This is a genomic window from Mesorhizobium sp. M0140 (assembly GCF_040322475.1).
Taxonomy (GTDB): domain Bacteria; phylum Pseudomonadota; class Alphaproteobacteria; order Rhizobiales; family Rhizobiaceae; genus Mesorhizobium.
On the sequence record NZ_JAMYTM010000037.1, the window covers coordinates 39,173 to 58,709 of the forward strand.

Below are 19,537 nucleotides of genomic sequence, written 5' to 3' on the forward strand. Positions count from 1 at the left end.
TCGCCGACAGCCAAACAATAGGAGGTATGCCGACATGAAAGCAGTCCGCATCCACGCTTTTGGCGGACCTGAGGTCCTTTCGATCGATCAAGTCCCCTCGCCTCAGCCGCTTGACGACGAGGTTGTGCTCAGGGTCCGCGCCGCAAGCGTCAATCCGATCGACTACAAGACCCGCGAAGGGTCGGTGAGCGAAACCCTGCCGATCACGCTCGGGCGCGACGTGTCCGGCACGGTGGAAATATGCGGTACGCGGGCGCATACGTTGAAGAAGGGCGACCCGTTATTTGCGATGCTTGGTCATGACCGGGGCGGCAATGCCGAATATGTCGTGGTCAAGGCGACGGAGGCGGCTGCGAAACCGGATCGTCTAAGCCATGTCGAAGCCGCGGCGGTGCCGCTTGCCGGCATCACTGCATGGCAGGGCCTTTTCGACCATGGCGGCCTCAAATCCGGGCAACGGGTTCTCATCCATGGCGGCGCCGGCGGCGTCGGTCATCTGGCGATCCAACTGGCCAAGGCCGCGGGCGCGTTCGTCGCGACAACCGTTTCCGCCGAGGACGTCGTTTTCGTGCGTGAGCTTGGCGCCGATCAGACGGTCGACTACAAGAATCAGCGTTTCGAAGAGGTCGTCAATGCGGTCGACCTGGTGTTCGACCTTATCGCGGGCGACACGCAGGACCGTTCCTGGGATGTGCTCAAGCCAGGCGGGACGCTCGTTTCCACTCTTTCCCAACCGTCGCAGGAAAAGGCAAACTTGCGTCGGGCGCGTGGCGTCTCCTATCTGGCCGAGCCGAATGCGGCGCACCTTGCCGAGATCGGCCGCCTCATCGACGCCGGCAAGGTCACCCCCTTCGTGCTAGCCACCTACCCTCTTGGAGAGGTCGCCAAAGCGGAAGAACGGCTGGAAAATGAGCATGTGCGTGGCAAGATCGTGCTTGAGGTTTCCGCCTAGCGAGTTGGTGCTTCTGCAGTCCCTCTCGAACGGGTTATCCGATCCGCGCCTCGCCGTCGCTGTCCGGCAGGTTCGGAAACAGCACCTTCAGCTTGTGCTCCGCGCTTGCCCAACTGCGCGTGTGATGTTGCAGAGGCACCAATTGCTCACCGCAAAGGCTAGAATGCCAACAGTCACGGCAAGACTGACTGTCGAGCCAATGACAACCTTGAGCATCACGCCGGCAAAGACACCGGCGATGGCACCGTTGACGACATTCACCATTCCTGCGGTTCCGGCGAACGCTTGCCAGGGCCTTGGCTTGAGGCCGACATCGGCCAGCAGAGCCGTTTGGTTGTCATGAGTGGAGTGAACCAGATAGCGCGCCATCGAGGGAGTAAGCTCGGTGTAGTAGTGCCTGATGCGTGCCATGCCGCGGGCGTGGACCATGTCTTCGATGGCCACCTGCACAGCCCTGACGAATGTCACCAGCCCGATGAAGTAGAGGCATGGCAACAGGATCAGGCTGAACAGCATGAAAGGAAGCCCCATCCTTGTCACCTGGGCGACGAAGGCAAGGGCGATCGTGGCGCTGGATACCGAAGTCAGGAACAAATTTGCGCGCTGATTCGCCTCCTGAGTCGTCGCCGCCCTGGCGGTCCCCAGCACCAAATGCTCCGTGGTCATCATCTGCAGGAGTTGCTGCCGGTTCTCGCCTTCATCGGTTTTTGTCTTCCTTGCAGGCATCGCAAAAAACCTGTTGCGGGACGCGCTCCCCCCACCCAATCAACTCCTCAAAGCCGCCCACCCAAGGAACGAACTGCTTCGGAAGGGGTTCCAGCGCAACAAAGAGCGGTTCCGTGATCCCGGAGCAGAGCCGGATCACAGACCGAGCCAATTTTGTAGACAGATAGCGAAACGATTGTCCCCAAGCATCGTTTCGAAACCAGACATGAATTTGATGAGGAGGCGATGATGAGCGCTACCGGTTTGGATGTTTTTGACAGGACGCTGCAGACGACCAACATTTGGCTCGACGAGATCATGGACGATCATGGTCCGGATCGGCGGATGCATGGCACATATTGGGCGCGGTCTTACGGACCGTAAGGGACAGGCTGCAGATCGGGCTTGCGGCCAAACTTGGGGCGGAACTGCCGATCCTGGTGCGCGGCGCCTATTACGACCACTACCGGCCCGCAGCCGAGCCGGACAAAACGCGCTCCCTTGAAAACTTCTCGCAGCACATCGGCGAGGAATTGAAATCGATCCGCCCCGTCGATCCCGAGGAGGCGGCACGCTCGGTGTTCCGAGTTCTTGCACGGCATATTGATCTGGGCCAGTCGGCCAAGGTGCGCGATGCGCTGCCGAAGGAAATCCAGGCGCTCTGGCCCGAGAGCCTCGGCGTCAAATAGCGACGGCAACGACTCTGACGGCCTCCGAGCGGCGCGCCGAGGCTGGCGTCCAGCAGGGCGTCAGTCCCGTAAACGGTTGGCGGCATGATCCTGATGCTGCTCTGTCGCGACCTGCCTGGAGTCCAAACCGCGTTCTTTGGAATGCTGTGCCTTGTCGCGATTGGACAGAACCTTGTTTTCGAGCTTGTCCTTTGGCGTTACGGTCATGGCGCCTGTCCCGGAACCCTTTCCCTGCGAACCTGCTCCGATGTGTTTCTTGCTCCCGCGTGCCATGGGCTGCCTCCAATCTATGACAAATGTTCCAGGATCGGTGCTCATCTAGTCGTCAGGACGGTTTTTGTGATGGACGCTTTCCTGATTTTTGCCGCGAAGGATGTTGCGGTCGTCCGGATCGACGAGGTCCGGTGTGTCGGTTCTCATGTCCGATCCCTTGCGCAGCGCTTCGCGTTCCGCCGCTGATCGTTTCAGATCCGCCTCTGAATCGAAATCCTTGCCGGGGTTCTTTGTGTTTTCCCGCTCTTCAATGATGCGAATTTGTTGATCGTGGGTTTTGCGTCCAGTCATCGCTTCCTCCGGCGTGTTCGTGTTGGCGCTCGAAAGTCACCGGCCACCTCTAAGGTCGGGTCCGAGCCTGCCCTCGTGCTGATAATGGCAAGGTGACGGGATCGTTCCGAAAAGCGTTGAAGACGCTTTTCGCCAGATGGGCTCGGTTCGGCTTAGGCGCTCACGTTGACCGAGGCCGCCGCCCCTCTTCTGAACCATGGCCTCCTTCGAACGTTCGGCGACCACCGGACTGGCGCCGGACGCCTTTCCGTCGCGCTCCAGCTCAGCGCAGGAAATCGACCACAGCCTGGATGAACTCTGCCGGATACTCAATGTTCGACAGATGGACCGCGGGCAGCACGACCAGCTTCGCGCCGGGCACCGCCGCGGCAATCATCTCGCCGTGGCTGGCTGCTGTCACCGTGTCGTGCCGACCGGCGATCACCAGCGTCGGTCGCGGTATCAGTGCTACGGTACGGCGAAGATCGGCGTCGCGAACCGCCGCGAACAGGCCCGCCAGGCCTTGCCGGTCGATAGCCAGCAGCATGGTGCGAAACTCTTCGACCACGGGCTCGTTGGCGGCAACCATCGACGCGGGGAACCAGTTGCTCAGGAACGTCTCGGCGGTTTCCGACATGTCCGGTGCCTGCCGCACCGCGGCAATCCGCTCGTCGAAATAGCTTGCCGGCGAGAGATGAGACGAGGTGTTGCTCAGGATCAGCCGGTCGATCCGCTCGGGCGCGTGGATGCCGAGCCACTGCGCGACGAACCCGCCAAGCGACAGGCCAAGGAAATGTACGCGTTGCAGGTCGAGCGCGTCGAGCAGTTCGATGACGTCGCGGCCAAGCCGGTCGAGCGAGTAGGCGCCGACAGGAACGCTCGATCCGCCATGGCCGCGAAAATCGTAGCGCAGGATACGGAAATGCTTCGACAACTCGCCAACCTGCCTGTCCCACATGTGCAGCGTGGTGCCGATGGAATTCGATAGCACCAGCACCGGCTTGCTTGCCTCGCCGTCGAAGCGGTAGGCGATGCGCGTGCCGTCGCCCGTCGTGACGAAATTCAGCTTGTTCATGATGAAAATTCCTTCTGGAACGTTTGAATGAGGCCAAACGTAGCCGAGGGATAATTTTGTTGATATTACAAAGATGGGACAATCTTTGTAATAAAAACCGACATGACCGAATTTACTCTCCACGACCTTCAATGCTTCGATGCGGTGATTCGCACCGGCGGCTTTCAGCCTGCGGCGGCCGTGCTGCATCGCTCGCATCCGGCGGTGTTCGCTGCCGTCGCCAAGCTGGAGCGACAGCTCGACCTTTGCCTCCTGGACCGCAGCGGCTATCGCGTGCGTGCGACCGAGGCAGGGCTGTCGTTCCACCGCCGAGCGCTATCGCTGCTGCGCGAGCTGGATGGTTTGCGCGTCCATGCCGCCCAGTTGGCGATGGGTGAGGAAAGCGAGATCCACGTGGTGATAGGCGACCTGTGCCCGCGCCCGCATGTGCTGGGCATGCTCGGGCGGTTCTTCGCACAGTGCCCCGGCACCCGCCTGCATCTGCATTTCGAAGCGGTCGGCGGCCCATGGGAGCGTCTATTCGATGACGAAGCCGATCTGATCCTGCACTGGGTCGACAAGGGCGATGCGCGGGTGGAATGGGTCGATCTGTGCAAGGTGTCCTTCATTCCCGTGGTGGCGCCGGGCTTTCTGCCCGAGCGTATCGAGCAGCCGATCACCCTGGACCAGATGCAGGCACTCACCCAATGCGTCATGCGCGACAGCGCCCGCCATTCGCCACAACAAAACTATTCGCTGATCGAAGGCGCGCCGCAATGCCTCGTCGCCGACCAGGGCATGAAGAAGGAGATAATCCTGCAGGGCCTTGGCTGGGGCCACCTGCCCCGCTTCCTGATCGAGGAAGAACTGCATGACGGGCGCCTGCAATCCATTGCCGGCCGCCATCTGCCGGGCCGCACCGACGAACTGGTGGTGGCGCGGCGCCGCGACCGGCCGCATGGGCCGATCGCCAACCGGCTGTGGGATCATATCCAGCAGGAAGCGCCGGCATTGCGCCGTGCATTGTAGCCGAGGAGGCCCGGACAGATACCGACCAACCAGTCGCGAAAGGCGCAAGTGTAAATCGGTCGTTAATGACCGGCCGTGCAATGCTAGGACCTCGGGTCCCGTCCAGCGATCACTTCTTGACATACGCTCCAGGCTGGCGGCCGCTCTTCGGAGCCTTGGCGTCCTTTGAACGCTCCGCGATAGCGGGGCCGGCCCCGGACGTCTTTTCGGTTGCGGCGCTCGGCGTGCCTTGCCTTGGCGGGTTTTGTCCGTCCGACTGGCGGGTTCGGTCTTCCACTTCGCCCACCCGGCGGGTGAGCCCGATGCCGCCGGCGGGCTTCTTGTTGGCGGCCGCATCCTGGGAGAATTCATCGGAAGCGTCGGCATCGGTCTTTGCCGGATATTTCGTCGCACCGGTTTCATAGCGGGTTTCGTTCTCAGTCATGACATCTCTCCAATTGCATGACGGATAAACATCTCGGCGGTATCCGAGTTCCAACTCCTGGACTTCCGGACGGATCTGGGTTCCGGGAGCGCCCGGTCGGCCACCCAAGCGACGAGATGAGCAGCACCCTACTGCAGCAGACCCTTGACGATGCCGCTCGCCTTGCCGAAATCCATCTGGCCGGCATATTTCTGCTTCAGTGCGGCAATCACCTTGCCCATGTCCTTCTGGCTGGCCGCACTGGTCGCGGCGATCGCCTCGCGCGCCGCAGCCGTCACCGCCGCATCGTCCAACTGCGTCGGCAGGAAGGTGCGGATGATCTCCATCTCGCCGCGCTCCTGCGCGGCGAGTTCCGGCCGTTTGCCGTCGTCGAAGGCTTTGGCCGATTCCTCGCGCTGCTTCACCATCTTGGCCAGGATCTGCAGGATCTCCTCATCGCTGGCCGGCTCCTTGCCCGAACCGCGATTGGCGATGTCGCGGTCGTGAATGGCCGCTTGGATCAGCCGCAATGTCGGCAGCCGGTGCTTGTCCTGCGCCTTCATCGCGCTCTTCAGGGATTCGGCGATTTTGCCGCGCATGGTACATTCTCCTTCGATCGGCGCGGACAATAGCGCCGGGGGCGAGCCAAGGCAAACCCTGATATGCCGGGGCAAGCCACTGATTTTGCTAGGCGAAATAAAACATGGCGGCATTTCGCATGATCATTGACCGCTCTGCCCCCTTCCCCTATGTACTGGGCCTTGCATGAACGGAAATTTGACTGCGTGGAGGCCGCGAAAATCGCCGCTTCGCGCCGTTTGCCGCGCAGATGGCCCGCCGGGCCGGTTGCAGCGGGCAGCCCGATAGGAGTGCCGCCATGGCCGAGATGACCGCCGCCTCGACGCCCGCCTGGACCACTGAAAAGCCGACCGCCCTTCTGGTGCTGGCCGACGGCACCGTCATCGAAGGTCGCGGCCTCGGCGCCACCGGCTCCGCCGTCGCCGAAGTCTGCTTCAACACAGCACTCACCGGCTACCAGGAAATCCTCACAGACCCGTCCTATGCCGGCCAGATCGTCACCTTCACCTTCCCGCATATCGGCAACATCGGCACCAATGACGAGGACATCGAGGACCTCAATCCGGCCGCCCGCGCCGGCGCCGTTGGCGCCGTGTTCAAGGCCGATGTCACCGACCCGTCCAACTACCGCGCCGGCGCTGGTCTCGACCAATGGCTGAAGAAGCGCGGCATCGTCGCCCTTTCGGGCATCGACACCCGCGCGCTCACCGCGCTGATCCGTGAAAGGGGCATGCCCAACGCCGTCATCGCGCATGCGCCCGATGGCGTGTTCGACCTCGACGATCTGAAGCGCCGCGCCGCCGCATGGTCGGGGCTGATCGGGCTTGACCTCGCCAAGGAAGTCACGTCGGGCCAGTCCTCGGTCTGGCGCGAGACGCCCTGGGTGTGGAACGAAGGCTTTGGCGAGCAGACCGAACCGACAATGCACGTCGTCGCCATCGATTATGGCGTCAAACGCAACATCTTGCGCCTGCTCGCCGGCCTCGGCGCCAAGGTCACGGTGGTGCCGGCCAAGACCGGCGCCGAACAAATCCTTGCCATGCAGCCGGACGGCATTTTTCTCTCCAATGGCCCCGGCGACCCGGAAGCCACCGGTGACTATGCCGTGCCGGTCATCCGGGATCTGTTGAAGACCGACATCCCGGTGTTCGGCATCTGCCTCGGCCACCAGATGCTGGCACTGGCGCTGGGCGGCAAGACCGCCAAGATGCACCAGGGCCATCACGGCGCCAACCATCCGGTCAAGGACCACACCACCGGCAAGGTCGAGATCGTCTCGATGAACCACGGCTTTGCCGTCGATGCCGACTCGCTGCCATCGGGCGTCGAGGAAACCCACGTCTCGCTGTTCGATGGTTCGAACTGCGGCATCACGCTGACCGGCCGGCCGGTGTTCTCGGTCCAGCATCACCCCGAAGCCTCCCCCGGCCCGCAGGATTCGCACTACCTGTTCCGCCGCTTCGTCAATTTGATCCGCGAAAAGCGCGGCGAGGAATTGCTGGCCGAACGGGCCTGATCCTTTGAGGATCGGCTGTTAGCTATAATATCGCTTAACGCAAAGCGATAAATGTGCGATATTATTTGTTGTGAAGACGATCATCCTTTCAGTATCGGCGGCTCGCGATCTCGATAACCTGCCGGCGGATGTCCGCGAGCAGGTTTCCGAAGGTTTGATCACTTACGCCGTCAGCGGTCGTGGAGATGTAAAGCGTCTTGCCGGCCGGAACGGTTATAGACTGCGTATCGGCCGCTACCGCGTCATATTCGACGAAGACCGCACCACGATTCTCGCGATCTACATCGGCAAGCGTGAAACGACGACCTATAGCAGGCCATAGGACAGGACATCATCATGAACGCCCCGCAAATCATCAAGACCTCAACCGGCGAAGAACTGGTCGTCATCCCGAGGGCCGACTACGAGGCATTGCTGCATGCCGCTGAAGAAGCCATGGATGCTGCGGATGTGGCGATCTACGATGAACGGAAGGCCGAGCTCAAAACGGAAAAGCCCCTGCCCGCTGCCGTGACCATGGATATCCTGCGGGGCTCGAGCCGGCTCAAGGCGCTGCGCAATTGGCGCAACCTGACCCAAGCCGATTTGGCGACTGCTATTGGTGTCAGCCAGGGTTTCCTGTCCGACCTCGAATCCAATCGTCGCAAACCATCGCCGCAGACCAGTGCCATGCTGGCAAAGACGCTGGATATCCCCGGCGAATGGATCGAAACCTAGAGCAATCCCGGGAAAAGTGTGAAACGGTTTTCCGTCCGGGAATTGCGTCAAACAAAGACTCTAGTATCTCGTCCTACGCCACCGGCCGGCCTTCGCTGGCTTCCAGGATGGCGAACCATTGCTGGCGGTCGAGGCTGATCTCCAACGCCTTGACCATGGCGGCCAGCCGTTCCGGCTTCATCGAACCCAGCACCGGCACCAATCGGGCCGGATGGCGCAATAGCCAGGCGATCGCGACGGCAGCCAGATCGCCGGCTCCGATCTCGGCGGCCACCGCAGCAAGCGCTGCCCGCACCCGCGCCTCGCCCCTCCTTGCCGGTGAACAGCGAGCCGCCCCCGAGCGGCGACCAGATCATCGGCGCATAGGCAAGGCGCTGCGCGTGGTCCAGGCTGCCGTCGGTCAATGCGGCCGTTTTCAGCACCGACATTTCGATCTGGTTGGTGGCGAGGGCGAACGGCAACCGTGAGGCCAGCAGATCGAACTGCGACGGCGTGAAGTTGGAGACGCCGACCGCCCTCACCTTGCCAGATGTGACCAGCTTGGCAAGAGCTGCCGCCGTCTCGTCGGCATCCGTCAGCGGGTCGGGCCGGTGCAGCAGCAACAGGTCGATATAGTCGGTGCCGAGATTGGCAAGCGACCGCTCCACCGACGCAACAATATGGCCGCCACCGGTATCGTAGTGCTTCAGCCGGTTGTCCGGCCGGTTTGGCGACTTCAGCATGATATCGCATTTCGAGATCAGCTCGATGCTGTCGCGCTTGCCTTCCCAGCGCGCCAATCCCGCACCGAAGGCCGCTTCCACCTCGTAGTTCCCATAGATGTCGGCATGATCGAAGCTGGTCAGGCCGAGATCGACGGCGGTGCCGATCAGCCGTGCGACCTGATCGGCATCCGGGCGGGCGGCGCTGAGATCGCCGTATAGAGCAGCGGCGTGATGATCGAGGTGATCGAGAAGATCGAGGTCATCGCCCCCTGCAATTCGCCTTGCGCCGATGGCGGCACTTTGGCGGCGGCGAGGCTCCTCAGCGGTGGATCGGCCAGCGCTTCCAGACAGCCGACGACGATCACCGCATAGATCATCCAGCCTTGCGACGCGAAGGCATAGCCGAAGGCGCTGGCTGCCGTGAATGTCAGGCCGATGACCGCCGTCTTCCACTCGCCAAGCCTCGGGATCACGCGCGGCAGCACCGTCGCCATGACGATCGCACCGCACAGGCCGAAGGCGCCGAGCGAGAAGCCGATCTGCTGCTCGCTCCAGCCATAGCGATAGCTGGAGACGAACGACCAGACCGCCGGATACATCATGTGCCCGAGCGTCATCAGGAAGAAGACAAGCCCGATCCAGCCGATGCCTTGATATTGGCGCATCTGGAGCAGCGTGCCGACCGGGTTGGCGCGTTTCCACTCGAAGCGGCGGCGATGCTTGTCATCGAGCGTTTCCGGGAGGAAAAACAACGCAATGAGGAAATTCACGAAGGCGAGCCCGGCGGCGAAATAGAACGGCACGCGCGGCCCGAACGTACCGAGCAGCCCGCCGAGAACCGGCCCGATGACGAAGCCGACGCCAAACGCGATACCGAGCAAGCCGAAATTCTTTGCCCGGTTCTCATTATTCGAAATATCGGCGATGAAGGCTGAAGTCGTCGAATAGCTGGCGCCTGAAATGCCGGCCAGCACACGCCCGATGAACAGCATCGGGTAGGACCAGGCGACCGCGCAGATCAGATTGTCGATGGAGAAGGTCAGCACCGATGCGAGCAGGATCGGCCGCCGCCCGAACCGGTCGCTCAAGCCGCCCATGATCGGCGCGAAGACGAACTGCATCGCCGCATAGACGAAGAACAGCCAGCCGCCTTCGATCGCCGCGCCGCTGATGCTGACCCCGGTCAATTCCCTGAGATAGGCCGGCAGCACCGGCATGATCATGCCGAAGCCGATAATGTCGAGCAGCAGCGTGGTGAAGACGAGCGCAAGGCCCCGTCTGGCGGTTTTAGGGTCGATCATGCAGGATCAAGCTCCTCTGCTCGCCCTCAGGCGCAGGCGGACGCACTTATAGGCGAGCCCGCCGCAAGGAACAATGTGGGAACAGGCTGATTCTATTCATCCTGACACCCCCTGACGGCAGCATCGCCGGCAGGTGAAGCTCGAAAACGGTCTGTCAGATCGGCCCACTCAGCGTGTTGCACTCCGACAGCTTGCCGCTCTTGTAACCACGCGCCAGCCAGGTCTGCCGCTGCTGCGAGGTGCCGTGGTTGAAGCTTTCCGGCACAACATAGCCTTGCGTCTTCTTCTGCAGCGTGTCGTCGCCGATCTGCTTGGCGGCGTTCAGTGCGCTCTCGATGTCGCCCTGCTCCAATATGCCTTTCTGCCCGGTGTAATGCGCCCACACGCCGGCAAAGCAGTCGGCCTGAAGCTCGATTCGCACCGACATCTGGTTGGCTTCGACCTCGCCCATGCTTTGCCGCATCTGGTTGAACTTGGACATGATGCCGGTCAGGTTCTGCACGTGGTGGCCGACCTCATGCGCAATCACATAGGCGCGGGCGAATTCGCCCGAGGCGCCGAACTGCTGGTCGAGCTGCTGGAAGAAGGTCATGTCGAGATAGACCTTGTGGTCGCCGGGACAATAGAACGGTCCGGCCGCCGCGGAAGCGAAGCCGCAGGCCGAGCGGACCTGGCCGGAAAACAGCACCAGTTTCGGATCCTCGTAGGTTAGGCCCTGAGATTTGAAGATGCCGGACCAGGTGTCCTCGGTCTCGGCCAGCACGGTGGCCACGAACTGCTTCATCTCGTCATTGGCCGGTGTGGCACCGTTGTCCTGTCCGCTGTTGTCGGTGATCTGGCCGCCGCCGCCCGGCAGCAGGCCGCCGTCGCCGCCACCCAGGATCGTCGACGGATCGAAGCCGAAATACCATCCGGCCAGCACCACCAGGATGACGAGGAAGATGCTGCCGCCGCCACCGGTGCGGCCGCCGATCGGAATGCGGAACTGGCCACCGCCGCCGCCGAGTCCGCCACCGCCGCTGTCGCTGCGGTCGTCCTCGATATTGTCACTCTGACGACGGCCCTTCCAGAGCATGGCAACTCCTCGTGCAGCAACTTCCCCGTTGTTCCGGGGCAACAAACAATTATCCCAATGGTTGCGCCAAGTCACAGCATTTTTCGATGGCCTTTTTGGCCATACGGGTCGCCTTGCGGCCAAGCTCGTTGCGGCGAGCGGCTCGGCGTTGCAATCGTCCCCATGGCCGAGACTATCGAAGACCGTTAATGTCCGTTTCTCTGGGAAGCGAGGGGCGCTTGCGGACGATCGGCCAATTCCTGCTGTTGCTGACGGCATTGACTTGTTTCGGCATCGGGTCCGCCCGTGCCGCCACGCTCGATTCCAGCGTTGCCGTCACCGATCCCGCCACCTTGCAGGCGCTGGAGCGTGGTGGCCTGTCGATCAGCCGCCTGCTGGGCCCGGCACTCGGCCTCACCCGCGAGGTCGACAATCGCGGCCTGTTTTCGGTGCCGGCGCTGGCCACGGTGCGCGACACAGTCAAGCGGCAGATAGCCGACGAGCCGAAGACCAGCCCCGACCCCTATGTTGCTGCCATGGCGAAGTCGAAGGACACCAGCCAGAAATTCAATCCGAAATACATCGATGACGACGGCTCGACGCTGGACCTGACCGGCGTCGTCAACCGCATGGACCGCGGCTATCTCGGCCACACCGAATGCGGCGAAATCCGGCTGATCTACCGTTTCCACTATTCGGTCGCGGAAAAGCCTGTGAAGGGAAAGGCGGGCCAGCGCATTTCCTCGCGCCTGCCGCTGACCATGAGCCTGGTGTTCAACGCCAAACCCAGGCAGGCACAAGCGCGCGCCTCGAAGGACCTGCCAAGCGCCACTGACGTGTCCTGCGCCGATGTTGCCCAGCGCTGGCTGGCAGCTGGAAAAAAAGACCTGCCACCCGACCAGCTTGCCGCCTGGCTGCGCTCCGACGAAGGGCCGCTGTCAGGCACCATGCTGAATTCGTCGCAGATCATGCGGCTCGAACTCAACATGCAGGTGCTCAGGCTGTCGGCCTCGACGCGGCGCGATTTCGGCGGCCATGCCGAATATCTCCTGAAGATCTTCAAATGGGATCCGGCTGCGTCCAGCTTCTATGAAGCGAAGATGGAAAACCAGATCGACCGCGCCATTGTGCTGGCCGACAAGCCGTCCTTCGCCAAATGGCTGCTCACCGACCGCAACATCTACGACCTCGACCATGGCCGGCTGGTGATCGACGAAAAGTTCCTGGCCAGGAGCGCCGTCTCCGTCGCCCCCGGCGGTCTCAGCCGGTCGCAGAACAACATCGTCTACGGGCTGGTCGACGACGCGGACATCGACAAGGCGCTGAAGAACTATGTCGCCAGGGGCAACACACTCTCGACCATCAAGTCGGTGGCCGGCTTCAACTTGCGGCTCAACGAGATGAGCTGCACCGGCTGCCATCAGACGCGTGGCATTGCCGGTTTCCACTACACCGGCGCAGATCCGGTGAGCGAGCCGCGCCGCAACGCCGTCTTCGTGCCGGGCTCGGCCGTGTTCTTCGCCGACCTGCCGCGCCGCCGCGCCATCGTCGAGCAGTTCGCCGCCGGCAGTCAGCTAGACTTTACGCGCAGCTTCGCCGCCCGTCCGGACGCCAGATATGCCGAGGCGCTGAAGGGCACCGACCTCTACAATGGCTGGGGCTCGATCTGCTATCGCGGCGAGGATGCAAGTTTCAAGGACTGGAGCTGCGGTGCGGGCCTGCGCTGCGCCGGTGTCCACGAAAGCGCCTTCCATCCAGGCTTCGGCACCTGCGTCAGCGAAGCAGGCACGGTGGTCGGCGACCCCGTCGAGTTCGGCGAGATCAAGATGTCGAGCTGGGGCAGCGACCAGTATTGCCGCCTGTCGCCGGCCACCGCCAAGGCCTGCGCCATCGACTCCGCGAAGGACAAGAAGCCGCTGGTCAAACTCGCCGGCTATGGCGCCGCGCGCCAGCGCTACGACAATCCGCAGCAGAAGACCGGCGGCTTTCCCGGTGGCATGCTGCGCAAGGCAAGCTGCGACAAGCTTCCCGACGAAGCAACGTGCGGGCGTCTGGCCAAGACCGGCTTCAACGACTGCATCGCGTCGGGCAAGGACCACAAATTCTGCACGAAGGAATTTACCAAGACCGCCGGCCTACGAGCCTGCGACAAGGCGCATCCCTGCCGCGAGGACTACATCTGCACCGCAGGCTATGACGATCTGGCGGAAGCGAAAGCTGGCAAAGGCACCTGCATTCCGCCCTATTTCATCTTCCAGTTCCGCGTCGACGGCCACCCGCGCAGCTGGGTGCAGGACGTCCGCGAGTGAGGGAACGGTTTGTTGAAAGCGCCGCCACCACGTTCCGGCAGACGGCGTTCGCCCAGAACAGCTGACGTCAACCTGACAGACGTCTAATCTTCCTGCTTGGCGCCGGCGCTCTTGCCGTCGGAGCTCTTCGAACGTTCCTCGAAACGAGCCGCGCCCTTTTTCAACGGATGGCCGGTCTCCGCTTCGGTCTTGCGCTCATCCCTGGCCGCCGCCTGTTTCAGTCCCTCGGCAGCCTGCTTGCCCTTTGCGGTCGGTGCCTGTTCAACGCCCATCGCTTCCTCCCTTGCCGCTCGCCTTGCGCGGATGTCAGACCCAACGTGCTCAGCGTGCGAGGGTTCCGGTGGCTGGGGAAATCCAGGCGGAAGCTCAGCGCACTGCTGTCATGGCCTTGCGGAAGGCTTCCAGCGTCTCGGCGCTGACATGGTGTTCGATGCCCTCGGCGTCGATGCGCGCCGTCTCGGTGCTGACACCGAGCGAGCGCAAAAAGGCTTCCACCGTCTGGTGGCGGATGCGGCTCTCCTCGGCGACCTTGCGGCCGGCATCGGTCAGGAAAACGCCGCGATAGGGCTTTCGCGACACCAGCCCGTCGGCGCACAGCCTGGTCAGCATCTTGGCCACCGTCGGCTGGGCGACGCCAAGGCGTGCGGCGATGTCGACCTGGCGCGCCTCGTTGCCGTCCTCGATCAGATCGGCGATCAGCTCAACATAATCCTCGACCAGCGCGCTGCGGCGCGCTTCGCGCTGCTGCCGGAATCCCTCCGAATGAATTTCGGCGTCGAGCAGCGGCTCACGCGGGACTGGTCTGTTCTTCGGCGCCAATACGCGCTCCTCCCGAGGCTATCACCCGTCCACGCTTTCATAGCACGGGCTCTGATTCTTCAGGCCGTTTATTTGCATTCCGCCACAGGTGCAACCAGCGCGCTTCCGATTGCCGTTTCACCCGATGACCGCCAGCCGCCTAAAAGCAACGACAATGAAATATAGCATATTGCATAATGTTGAGCCATGGCATAGCTTGAGGCAACATCGTCCAGTCCCGCGGAAAGCCCTCCTTCATGTCTGAAGCCGAAGCCACAGCCTCCCGTTCCTCATGGCGGTTCGCCAGGCCCGACGAGGACGAGCAGCCCAGCCTGCGCGAAGTCAATTCCTCCATCGCCGTGCCGAACTCGGGCGTCTGGTTCCGTCGCCTGTTCGCCTTCATGGGTCCCGGCTACATGGTCTCGGTCGGCTATATGGACCCGGGCAACTGGGCGACGGATCTCGCCGGCGGCGCGCAGTTCGGCTACACGCTGCTGTTCATCATCATGCTGTCCAACCTGATGGCGATCCTTTTGCAGGCGCTGGCGGCACGGCTCGGCATCGCCACCGGCCGCGACCTCGCCCAGGCCTGCCGCGCCTACTATCCCCGTCCAGTCAATTTCGTGCTGTGGATCGCCTGCGAACTGGCCATCATCGCCTGCGATCTGGCCGAAGTCATCGGCACGGCGATCGCGCTGCAACTTCTGTTCGGCATTCCGCTGATCGGCGGCGCCATGCTGACGGCGCTCGATGCCTTCCTCGTGCTGCTGTTGATGAACAAGGGCTTCCGCTATCTCGAAGCCTTCGTCATCGCGCTTTTGATCATCATCTTCAGCTGCTTCGCCATCCAGATCTTCGTCGCCGCCCCGCCGGCCGGCTCGATCCTGCATGCCATGTTCGTGCCGTCGTCGGAAATCGTCACCAATCCGGCGATGCTCTACATCGCCATCGGCATCATCGGCGCCACCGTCATGCCGCACAATCTCTATCTGCACTCCTCGATCGTGCAGACCCGTGCCTATGAGCGCACCGACAAGGGCAAGCGCGATGCCATCAAATGGGCAACGACGGACTCGACCATCGCCCTGATGCTGGCGCTGTTCGTCAACGCCTCGATCCTCATCGTGTCGGCGGTCGCCTTCCATAACACCGGCCATCAAGACGTTGCCGAGATCGGCCAAGCCTTCGAGCTGCTGTCGCCGCTGCTCGGCCTCGGCATCGCCTCGATCCTGTTCGCGGTGGCGCTGCTGGCTTCCGGCCTCAACTCCACGGTGACGGCGACGCTTGCTGGCCAGATCATCATGGAAGGCTTTCTGCGCCTGCGCATCCCCAACTGGGCACGCCGACTGCTGACGCGCGGCCTCGCCATCATCCCGGTGGTGGTCGTCACCGCGCTCTATGGCGAAAAGGGCACCGGCCAGTTGCTGGTATTCAGCCAGGTGATCCTGTCGATGCAGTTGCCCTTCGCAGTCGTCCCGCTGGTGCAATTCGTCTCCGACAAGAAGAAGATGGGCAATCTCGCCATTCCGCGCGGCGTCGCCGCCCTTGCCTGGGTGGTCGCCGCAGTCATCCTGGGGCTCAACTTCAAGCTGCTCTACGACACCCTGTTCGGGATCGGCTAAGCTCCGCCTCGCCGGGAAATCGACTACCCTCTGCGCAGAGGGTAGCCTCGCGACAAATTGGCAATCCGCGCTATGTTGTCCCGCAGCATGGCCCGGATCGAAGACATCAGGAAATTCTACGCGCGGCTGCTGGTCGCCAATGCCGGCTCGCCCGACCCACGCCTGGAAGCGGCTTTCGCCGAGGTGCCACGCGAAGCGTTTCTTGGTCCCGGGCCGTGGACGGTCATCGCCGGCAACGGCAAGGTCACGACGCCGAGCGCCGACCCGGCTCATATCTATCAGAACGTGCTGGTGACGCTCGACGACGACAAGGGCATCAACAATGGCGAGCCCTTCCTGCACGCCATGTGGATCGGAAAGCTTGCGCCTAAACCTGGTGAGGCCGTCACTCATATCGGCGCCGGCACCGGCTACTACACCGCCGTGCTGGCCAGGCTGGTTTTACCAGGCGGCACCGTCACCGGCTTCGAACTCGACGAAAAACTGGCCGATCTGGCGCGCAAAAATCTCGAAGCATATGGCAATGCAACGGTCGTCCATGGCGATGCGGTGACGACGCCCCTGCCGCCATCCGACATCATCTATGTCAATGCTGGCGTCGCAGCGCCACCAGCAGGGTGGCTGAAGGCGCTGCGACCTGGCGGCCGCATGATCTTCCCCTGGCGCCCGGCCGAGCGCGTCCCACTGGCGGTGATGGTGATCCGCACGCAAAAAGGCTTCGCCTGCGATCCGTTCATGCGATCGTGGTTCATTCCCTGTGTCGGCGCCTCGCTCGCAGACTCAGCGTCGAGGATCCCGACGCGCGAGCAGGCCGCGCGCAGCCGCTCGATCTGGCTGGTCCAGGACAGGGCACCGGACGACACCGCCACCGCCATATCGGGCGATGTCTGGTTCTCGTCGGAAGATCTCCACCCCGGGCCTCGCAAATGATGGTGGTTTGCCAAAATTTCATATGTCCTGTCGGACCGGTGGCTCGTCGCCCGTCCTTGGGCTGAAGTCCGGCCACGACGGCGTGGATCGAAGAACGGGAGCATTGGAATGAGAAAGATCATCTCTGCGACATTCGTCAGCCTTGACGGCGTCATGCAGGCACCCGGCGGCCCGGAAGAGGATCCGGCCGGCGGCTTCAAGTTCGGCGGCTGGACCTTCCATTACGTTGACGAGGCGGGGGCCGCGGCGATGGATGAACTGTTCTCCAAGCCTTTCGCCCTGCTGCTCGGCCGCAGAACCTACGACATCTTCGCCGCCTACTGGCCGTATCAGAAAGATCCGATCGCGGATGCCTTCAACCCCGCGACCAAATATGTGGCGACGCATCGGCCTGACACCCTCACCTGGCAGAACACGCAAGCGCTCGGACCCGATATCATCGCGACGTTGCGCCGCCTCAAGCAGGAGGATGGGCCGGACCTGCTCATCCAGGGATCTGGCGATCTGATCCAGACTTTGCTCGCCAACGGGCTGATCGACGAAATTCGGCTGATGATCTTCCCGCTATTGCTGGGCAAGGGCAAGCGGCTGTTCGGCGACAGCGCGATGCCGGCCGCCTTCAAGCTCATCAAGTCGCAGGCAACCAGCACCGGCGTCATCATGGCGACCTACGAACGATCAGGCGAGATCAAGGTTGGGTCGTTTGTCACAGGGGAGCCGTCCGACGCCGAGCTCGAACGGCGCAAGAACTGGAAGTAGCAGGACGGCCTTTGCACCCTTTCCTCTCCCCCGATCGACGGGGTAGAGGAACCCAAGTTCTGAGAAGTCTCTCAAGCCGCCACCGGCCGTCGTGCCAGCCCATCGCGGATATGGCGTGCGAATTCCTGCGCCGCCGGCCCTACCCCATGCCTCGGCAGATGCAGGTTGATGGCAAAATTCGGCAGTGGCGGCAGGCCGGACTCCGGTGGCAATATGTCGAGATCCGCCGGAACCGTGGAGGCTAGCCAGGCGGTGACGGCGAGGTCGGAGCGCACCGTCGCCGTCGTCGCGTCGATGTTGCCGTTTTCGAACACGGTGCGCCACTCCAGCCCATGCTCACCGAGCGCCGCCAGCACCGCCGGGCGGAAGGCGCAGGTGTCGGCGACGATCGACACCGGCAGCGGCCGCTTGGCGCGGGCAACGCCGCCCTTGGCGCCGACCCAGACCAGCCGGTCGATGGCAAGGCACTCGCCCGCCGACGGGCCGACGCGTTCCTCGATCACCGCAAGTTCGATGGTCCCGGCCGCAAGGGCAGCAGCCAATTCCGGCGACGAGGCGCAGACCAGCGATATCTCGACCTGCGGATAGGTCTCGGCATAGGTCTTCAGCACCGGCGCCAGCAAGGTGCCGACAAGGTCGTAGGGCACGCCGAGCCGCACCTGGCCGGCCACCGGTGTCCCAGCCATCTCCGCCCAGATCTCGTCATTCAAGGCCAGCAACCGCTTGCCCCTGCCGAACAGCTGTTCACCGGCGCGCGTCAGCCGCAAGCCGCGCCGGTCGCGCTCGAAGAGGCAGGAGCCGAGCGCCTCCTCCAGCCGCTTGACCTGCTGGCTGACAGCACCTTGCGTCAGGTGCAGCGCATTGGCCGCCGCCGTCATGCTGGCCTTGTCGGCGACGGTGATGAAGGTGCGGATCAGCGCCATGTCGAGATTTCGGATCATGGCTGGCATTATCCATCCTAATGCCGACCATGGCAAACATTGCATTTACTGAAGTTCGCGCGCAGCTACGATCGCAGCCCTGACAGAGGACGCCGCATGCTCGAGCCCATTCTCCCGCTCATCCTGTTTGCCATCGTCGCCACCACCACGCCCGGCATCGCCACAACCCTGTCTACGGCGTCCGGCGCCCAGTTCGGGTTTCGCCGTTCCGTGCCTCTGCTGGTCGGCAGCGCCGCCGGCCTCGCCACGGTGACGGGTGCCGCCGCCGCCGGGCTCGCCGGTCTGCTGCTTGCCATGCCTTCGCTGCAACTGGCCATGAAGGTCATCGGCTCGCTCTATCTCCTCTGGCTGGCGATCAAGATCGGCCGCAGCGGACCGCCCAATCTGGATGTGAGCATGGCCAGGCCGAACAGCTTTCTCGGCGGCGCCGGCATTCAATGGATGAACCCGAAGGGCTGGGCGATGGGGCTGGGCGCCGCGGCCTCGTTCGCGGCGCTGGCCAGCGGGCCGATGCAGCTCGCGCTGCTGCTCGGCGCCACTTTCGGCCTCGCGGCGGCCGCCTCGCTGTCGCTGTGGTGCGTGGCCGGAATGGTGCTGGCGCGGCTGCTCAAGACCGAATGGCAATGGCGCGCGCTCAACATCGTGCTGGCGCTGGTGCTGGCCGCCTCGATCATTCCGATGTGGCGGACGGCGTAAAGCGCGGCCTTGCAGAACCTGGGTTCCTCGCCCCCGCAACGCGGGGGAGAGGTGGCCGCGAAGCGGTCGGAGAGGGGGCTTCGTAGGGCGGATACTTCTTGAAACTTGATCTCCGTCGAGCCAGTCCCCCTCTCCGTCTCGGCTTCGCCGAGCCACCTTGTATCTACACGAGAGAGATTTCGTGGGATTAGAGCGATTGAGCCAAGGTCCGGGCGGCCGCCCGGACCTTGGCTTGG

22 protein-coding genes and 1 pseudogene are annotated in these 19,537 nt (G+C 63.0%); 11 read left to right on the plus strand and 12 right to left on the minus strand.

Annotated features, from left to right (window positions below):
- Window positions 1-34 precede the first annotated feature (34 nt).
- Window positions 35-952 (plus strand): NADP-dependent oxidoreductase, encoded by a 918-nt coding sequence (locus NKJ37_RS27510; RefSeq protein WP_128305495.1) that lies wholly within the window; start codon window positions 35-37, stop codon window positions 950-952.
- A gap of 87 nt (window positions 953-1,039) precedes the next feature.
- Here the strand turns inward: NKJ37_RS27510 and NKJ37_RS27515 are convergent, their stop codons facing one another.
- Window positions 1,040-1,678: a hypothetical protein gene (locus NKJ37_RS27515; protein ID WP_352775826.1), complete on the minus strand. Its 639-nt coding sequence runs from the start codon at window positions 1,676-1,678 to the stop codon at window positions 1,040-1,042.
- Window positions 1,679-1,906: 228 nt separating this feature from the next.
- On the opposite strand from NKJ37_RS27515, the pseudogene NKJ37_RS27520 reads away from it, so the two are divergent.
- Window positions 1,907-2,346, plus strand: a pseudogene (locus tag NKJ37_RS27520) (DUF2267 domain-containing protein).
- Window positions 2,347-2,406: 60 nt separating this feature from the next.
- Here the strand turns inward: NKJ37_RS27520 and NKJ37_RS27525 are convergent.
- The 3 genes from NKJ37_RS27525 to pcaD form a co-directional block, all read right to left on the minus strand.
- Window positions 2,407-2,619, minus strand: a complete 213-nt coding sequence (locus NKJ37_RS27525; RefSeq protein WP_352775829.1) for a hypothetical protein — start codon at window positions 2,617-2,619, stop codon at window positions 2,407-2,409.
- A gap of 45 nt (window positions 2,620-2,664) precedes the next feature.
- Complete coding sequence (locus tag NKJ37_RS27530; RefSeq protein WP_352775832.1) at window positions 2,665-2,910, minus strand: hypothetical protein; 246 nt, start codon at window positions 2,908-2,910, stop codon at window positions 2,665-2,667.
- Between the two features lie 262 nt (window positions 2,911-3,172).
- On the minus strand, window positions 3,173-3,964 hold the full coding sequence (pcaD, locus tag NKJ37_RS27535; protein ID WP_023809681.1) for a 3-oxoadipate enol-lactonase: 792 nt from the start codon (window positions 3,962-3,964) through the stop codon (window positions 3,173-3,175).
- A gap of 102 nt (window positions 3,965-4,066) precedes the next feature.
- Between pcaD and NKJ37_RS27540 the strand changes: the two genes are divergently transcribed.
- Window positions 4,067-4,972: a LysR family transcriptional regulator gene (locus NKJ37_RS27540; RefSeq protein ID WP_352555725.1), complete on the plus strand. Its 906-nt coding sequence runs from the start codon at window positions 4,067-4,069 to the stop codon at window positions 4,970-4,972.
- 109 nt (window positions 4,973-5,081) lie between these two features.
- Here the strand turns inward: NKJ37_RS27540 and NKJ37_RS27545 are convergent, their stop codons facing one another.
- A complete protein-coding gene (locus NKJ37_RS27545; protein ID WP_352555724.1) occupies window positions 5,082-5,396 on the minus strand; it encodes a hypothetical protein in 315 nt (104 codons plus the stop codon).
- 128 nt (window positions 5,397-5,524) lie between these two features.
- The gene (locus NKJ37_RS27550) at window positions 5,525-5,974 is read right to left on the minus strand and encodes a GatB/YqeY domain-containing protein (RefSeq protein WP_023809684.1); all 450 of its coding nucleotides are present in this window, start codon (window positions 5,972-5,974) and stop codon (window positions 5,525-5,527) included.
- A gap of 278 nt (window positions 5,975-6,252) precedes the next feature.
- On the opposite strand from NKJ37_RS27550, the gene carA reads away from it, so the two are divergent.
- The 3 genes from carA to NKJ37_RS27565 all read left to right on the plus strand — a co-directional run bounded on the left by carA (window position 6,253) and on the right by NKJ37_RS27565 (window position 8,187).
- Window positions 6,253-7,470: a glutamine-hydrolyzing carbamoyl-phosphate synthase small subunit gene (carA, locus tag NKJ37_RS27555; RefSeq protein WP_031212679.1), complete on the plus strand. Its 1,218-nt coding sequence runs from the start codon at window positions 6,253-6,255 to the stop codon at window positions 7,468-7,470.
- A 70-nt stretch (window positions 7,471-7,540) separates the two neighbouring features.
- On the plus strand, window positions 7,541-7,792 hold the full coding sequence (locus tag NKJ37_RS27560; RefSeq protein WP_023809686.1) for a type II toxin-antitoxin system RelE family toxin: 252 nt from the start codon (window positions 7,541-7,543) through the stop codon (window positions 7,790-7,792).
- A 14-nt stretch (window positions 7,793-7,806) separates the two neighbouring features.
- Window positions 7,807-8,187: a helix-turn-helix domain-containing protein gene (locus NKJ37_RS27565; RefSeq protein WP_023809687.1), complete on the plus strand. Its 381-nt coding sequence runs from the start codon at window positions 7,807-7,809 to the stop codon at window positions 8,185-8,187.
- Between the two features lie 47 nt (window positions 8,188-8,234).
- Here the strand turns inward: NKJ37_RS27565 and NKJ37_RS27575 are convergent, their stop codons facing one another.
- The 3 genes from NKJ37_RS27575 to ypfJ all read right to left on the minus strand — a co-directional run bounded on the left by NKJ37_RS27575 (window position 8,235) and on the right by ypfJ (window position 11,267).
- Window positions 8,235-9,167, minus strand: a complete 933-nt coding sequence (locus tag NKJ37_RS27575; protein WP_502902019.1) for an aldo/keto reductase — start codon at window positions 9,165-9,167, stop codon at window positions 8,235-8,237.
- The gene (locus NKJ37_RS27580; RefSeq protein ID WP_352775838.1) at window positions 9,056-10,192 is read right to left on the minus strand and encodes a TCR/Tet family MFS transporter; all 1,137 of its coding nucleotides are present in this window, start codon (window positions 10,190-10,192) and stop codon (window positions 9,056-9,058) included. Before NKJ37_RS27580 ends, NKJ37_RS27575 begins: the two co-directional genes overlap by 112 nt.
- A 154-nt stretch (window positions 10,193-10,346) precedes the next feature.
- Window positions 10,347-11,267: a KPN_02809 family neutral zinc metallopeptidase gene (gene ypfJ / locus NKJ37_RS27585; RefSeq protein ID WP_023809690.1), complete on the minus strand. Its 921-nt coding sequence runs from the start codon at window positions 11,265-11,267 to the stop codon at window positions 10,347-10,349.
- A gap of 188 nt (window positions 11,268-11,455) precedes the next feature.
- On the opposite strand from ypfJ, the gene NKJ37_RS27590 reads away from it, so the two are divergent.
- Window positions 11,456-13,555, plus strand: a complete 2,100-nt coding sequence (locus NKJ37_RS27590) for a hypothetical protein (protein ID WP_352775841.1) — start codon at window positions 11,456-11,458, stop codon at window positions 13,553-13,555.
- Between the two features lie 83 nt (window positions 13,556-13,638).
- Here the strand turns inward: NKJ37_RS27590 and NKJ37_RS27595 are convergent, their stop codons facing one another.
- Window positions 13,639-13,827, minus strand: coding sequence for a hypothetical protein (locus tag NKJ37_RS27595; protein ID WP_352440442.1), 189 nt, complete (start codon window positions 13,825-13,827; stop codon window positions 13,639-13,641).
- A 94-nt stretch (window positions 13,828-13,921) separates the two neighbouring features.
- Window positions 13,922-14,374, minus strand: coding sequence for a manganese-binding transcriptional regulator MntR (mntR, locus tag NKJ37_RS27600; protein ID WP_352775845.1), 453 nt, complete (start codon window positions 14,372-14,374; stop codon window positions 13,922-13,924).
- Window positions 14,375-14,610: 236 nt separating this feature from the next.
- Between mntR and NKJ37_RS27605 the strand changes: the two genes are divergently transcribed.
- The 3 genes from NKJ37_RS27605 (at window position 14,611) to NKJ37_RS27615 (ending at window position 17,664) form a co-directional block, all read left to right on the plus strand.
- The gene (locus NKJ37_RS27605; protein ID WP_352556103.1) at window positions 14,611-15,975 is read left to right on the plus strand and encodes an Nramp family divalent metal transporter; all 1,365 of its coding nucleotides are present in this window, start codon (window positions 14,611-14,613) and stop codon (window positions 15,973-15,975) included.
- 87 nt (window positions 15,976-16,062) lie between these two features.
- Complete coding sequence (locus NKJ37_RS27610) at window positions 16,063-16,905, plus strand: protein-L-isoaspartate O-methyltransferase family protein (RefSeq protein ID WP_023809695.1); 843 nt, start codon at window positions 16,063-16,065, stop codon at window positions 16,903-16,905.
- Window positions 16,906-17,013: 108 nt separating this feature from the next.
- A complete protein-coding gene (locus NKJ37_RS27615; protein ID WP_352775848.1) occupies window positions 17,014-17,664 on the plus strand; it encodes a dihydrofolate reductase family protein in 651 nt (216 codons plus the stop codon).
- A gap of 71 nt (window positions 17,665-17,735) precedes the next feature.
- On the opposite strand, the gene NKJ37_RS27620 is transcribed toward NKJ37_RS27615, so the two are convergent.
- Window positions 17,736-18,605, minus strand: coding sequence for a LysR family transcriptional regulator (locus tag NKJ37_RS27620; RefSeq protein WP_352775852.1), 870 nt, complete (start codon window positions 18,603-18,605; stop codon window positions 17,736-17,738).
- 96 nt (window positions 18,606-18,701) lie between these two features.
- Here NKJ37_RS27620 and NKJ37_RS27625 point away from each other — a divergent pair, with 96 nt between their 5' ends.
- Window positions 18,702-19,301, plus strand: a complete 600-nt coding sequence (locus NKJ37_RS27625) for a LysE family translocator (RefSeq protein WP_023809698.1) — start codon at window positions 18,702-18,704, stop codon at window positions 19,299-19,301.
- Window positions 19,302-19,537: the final 236 nt, after the last annotated feature.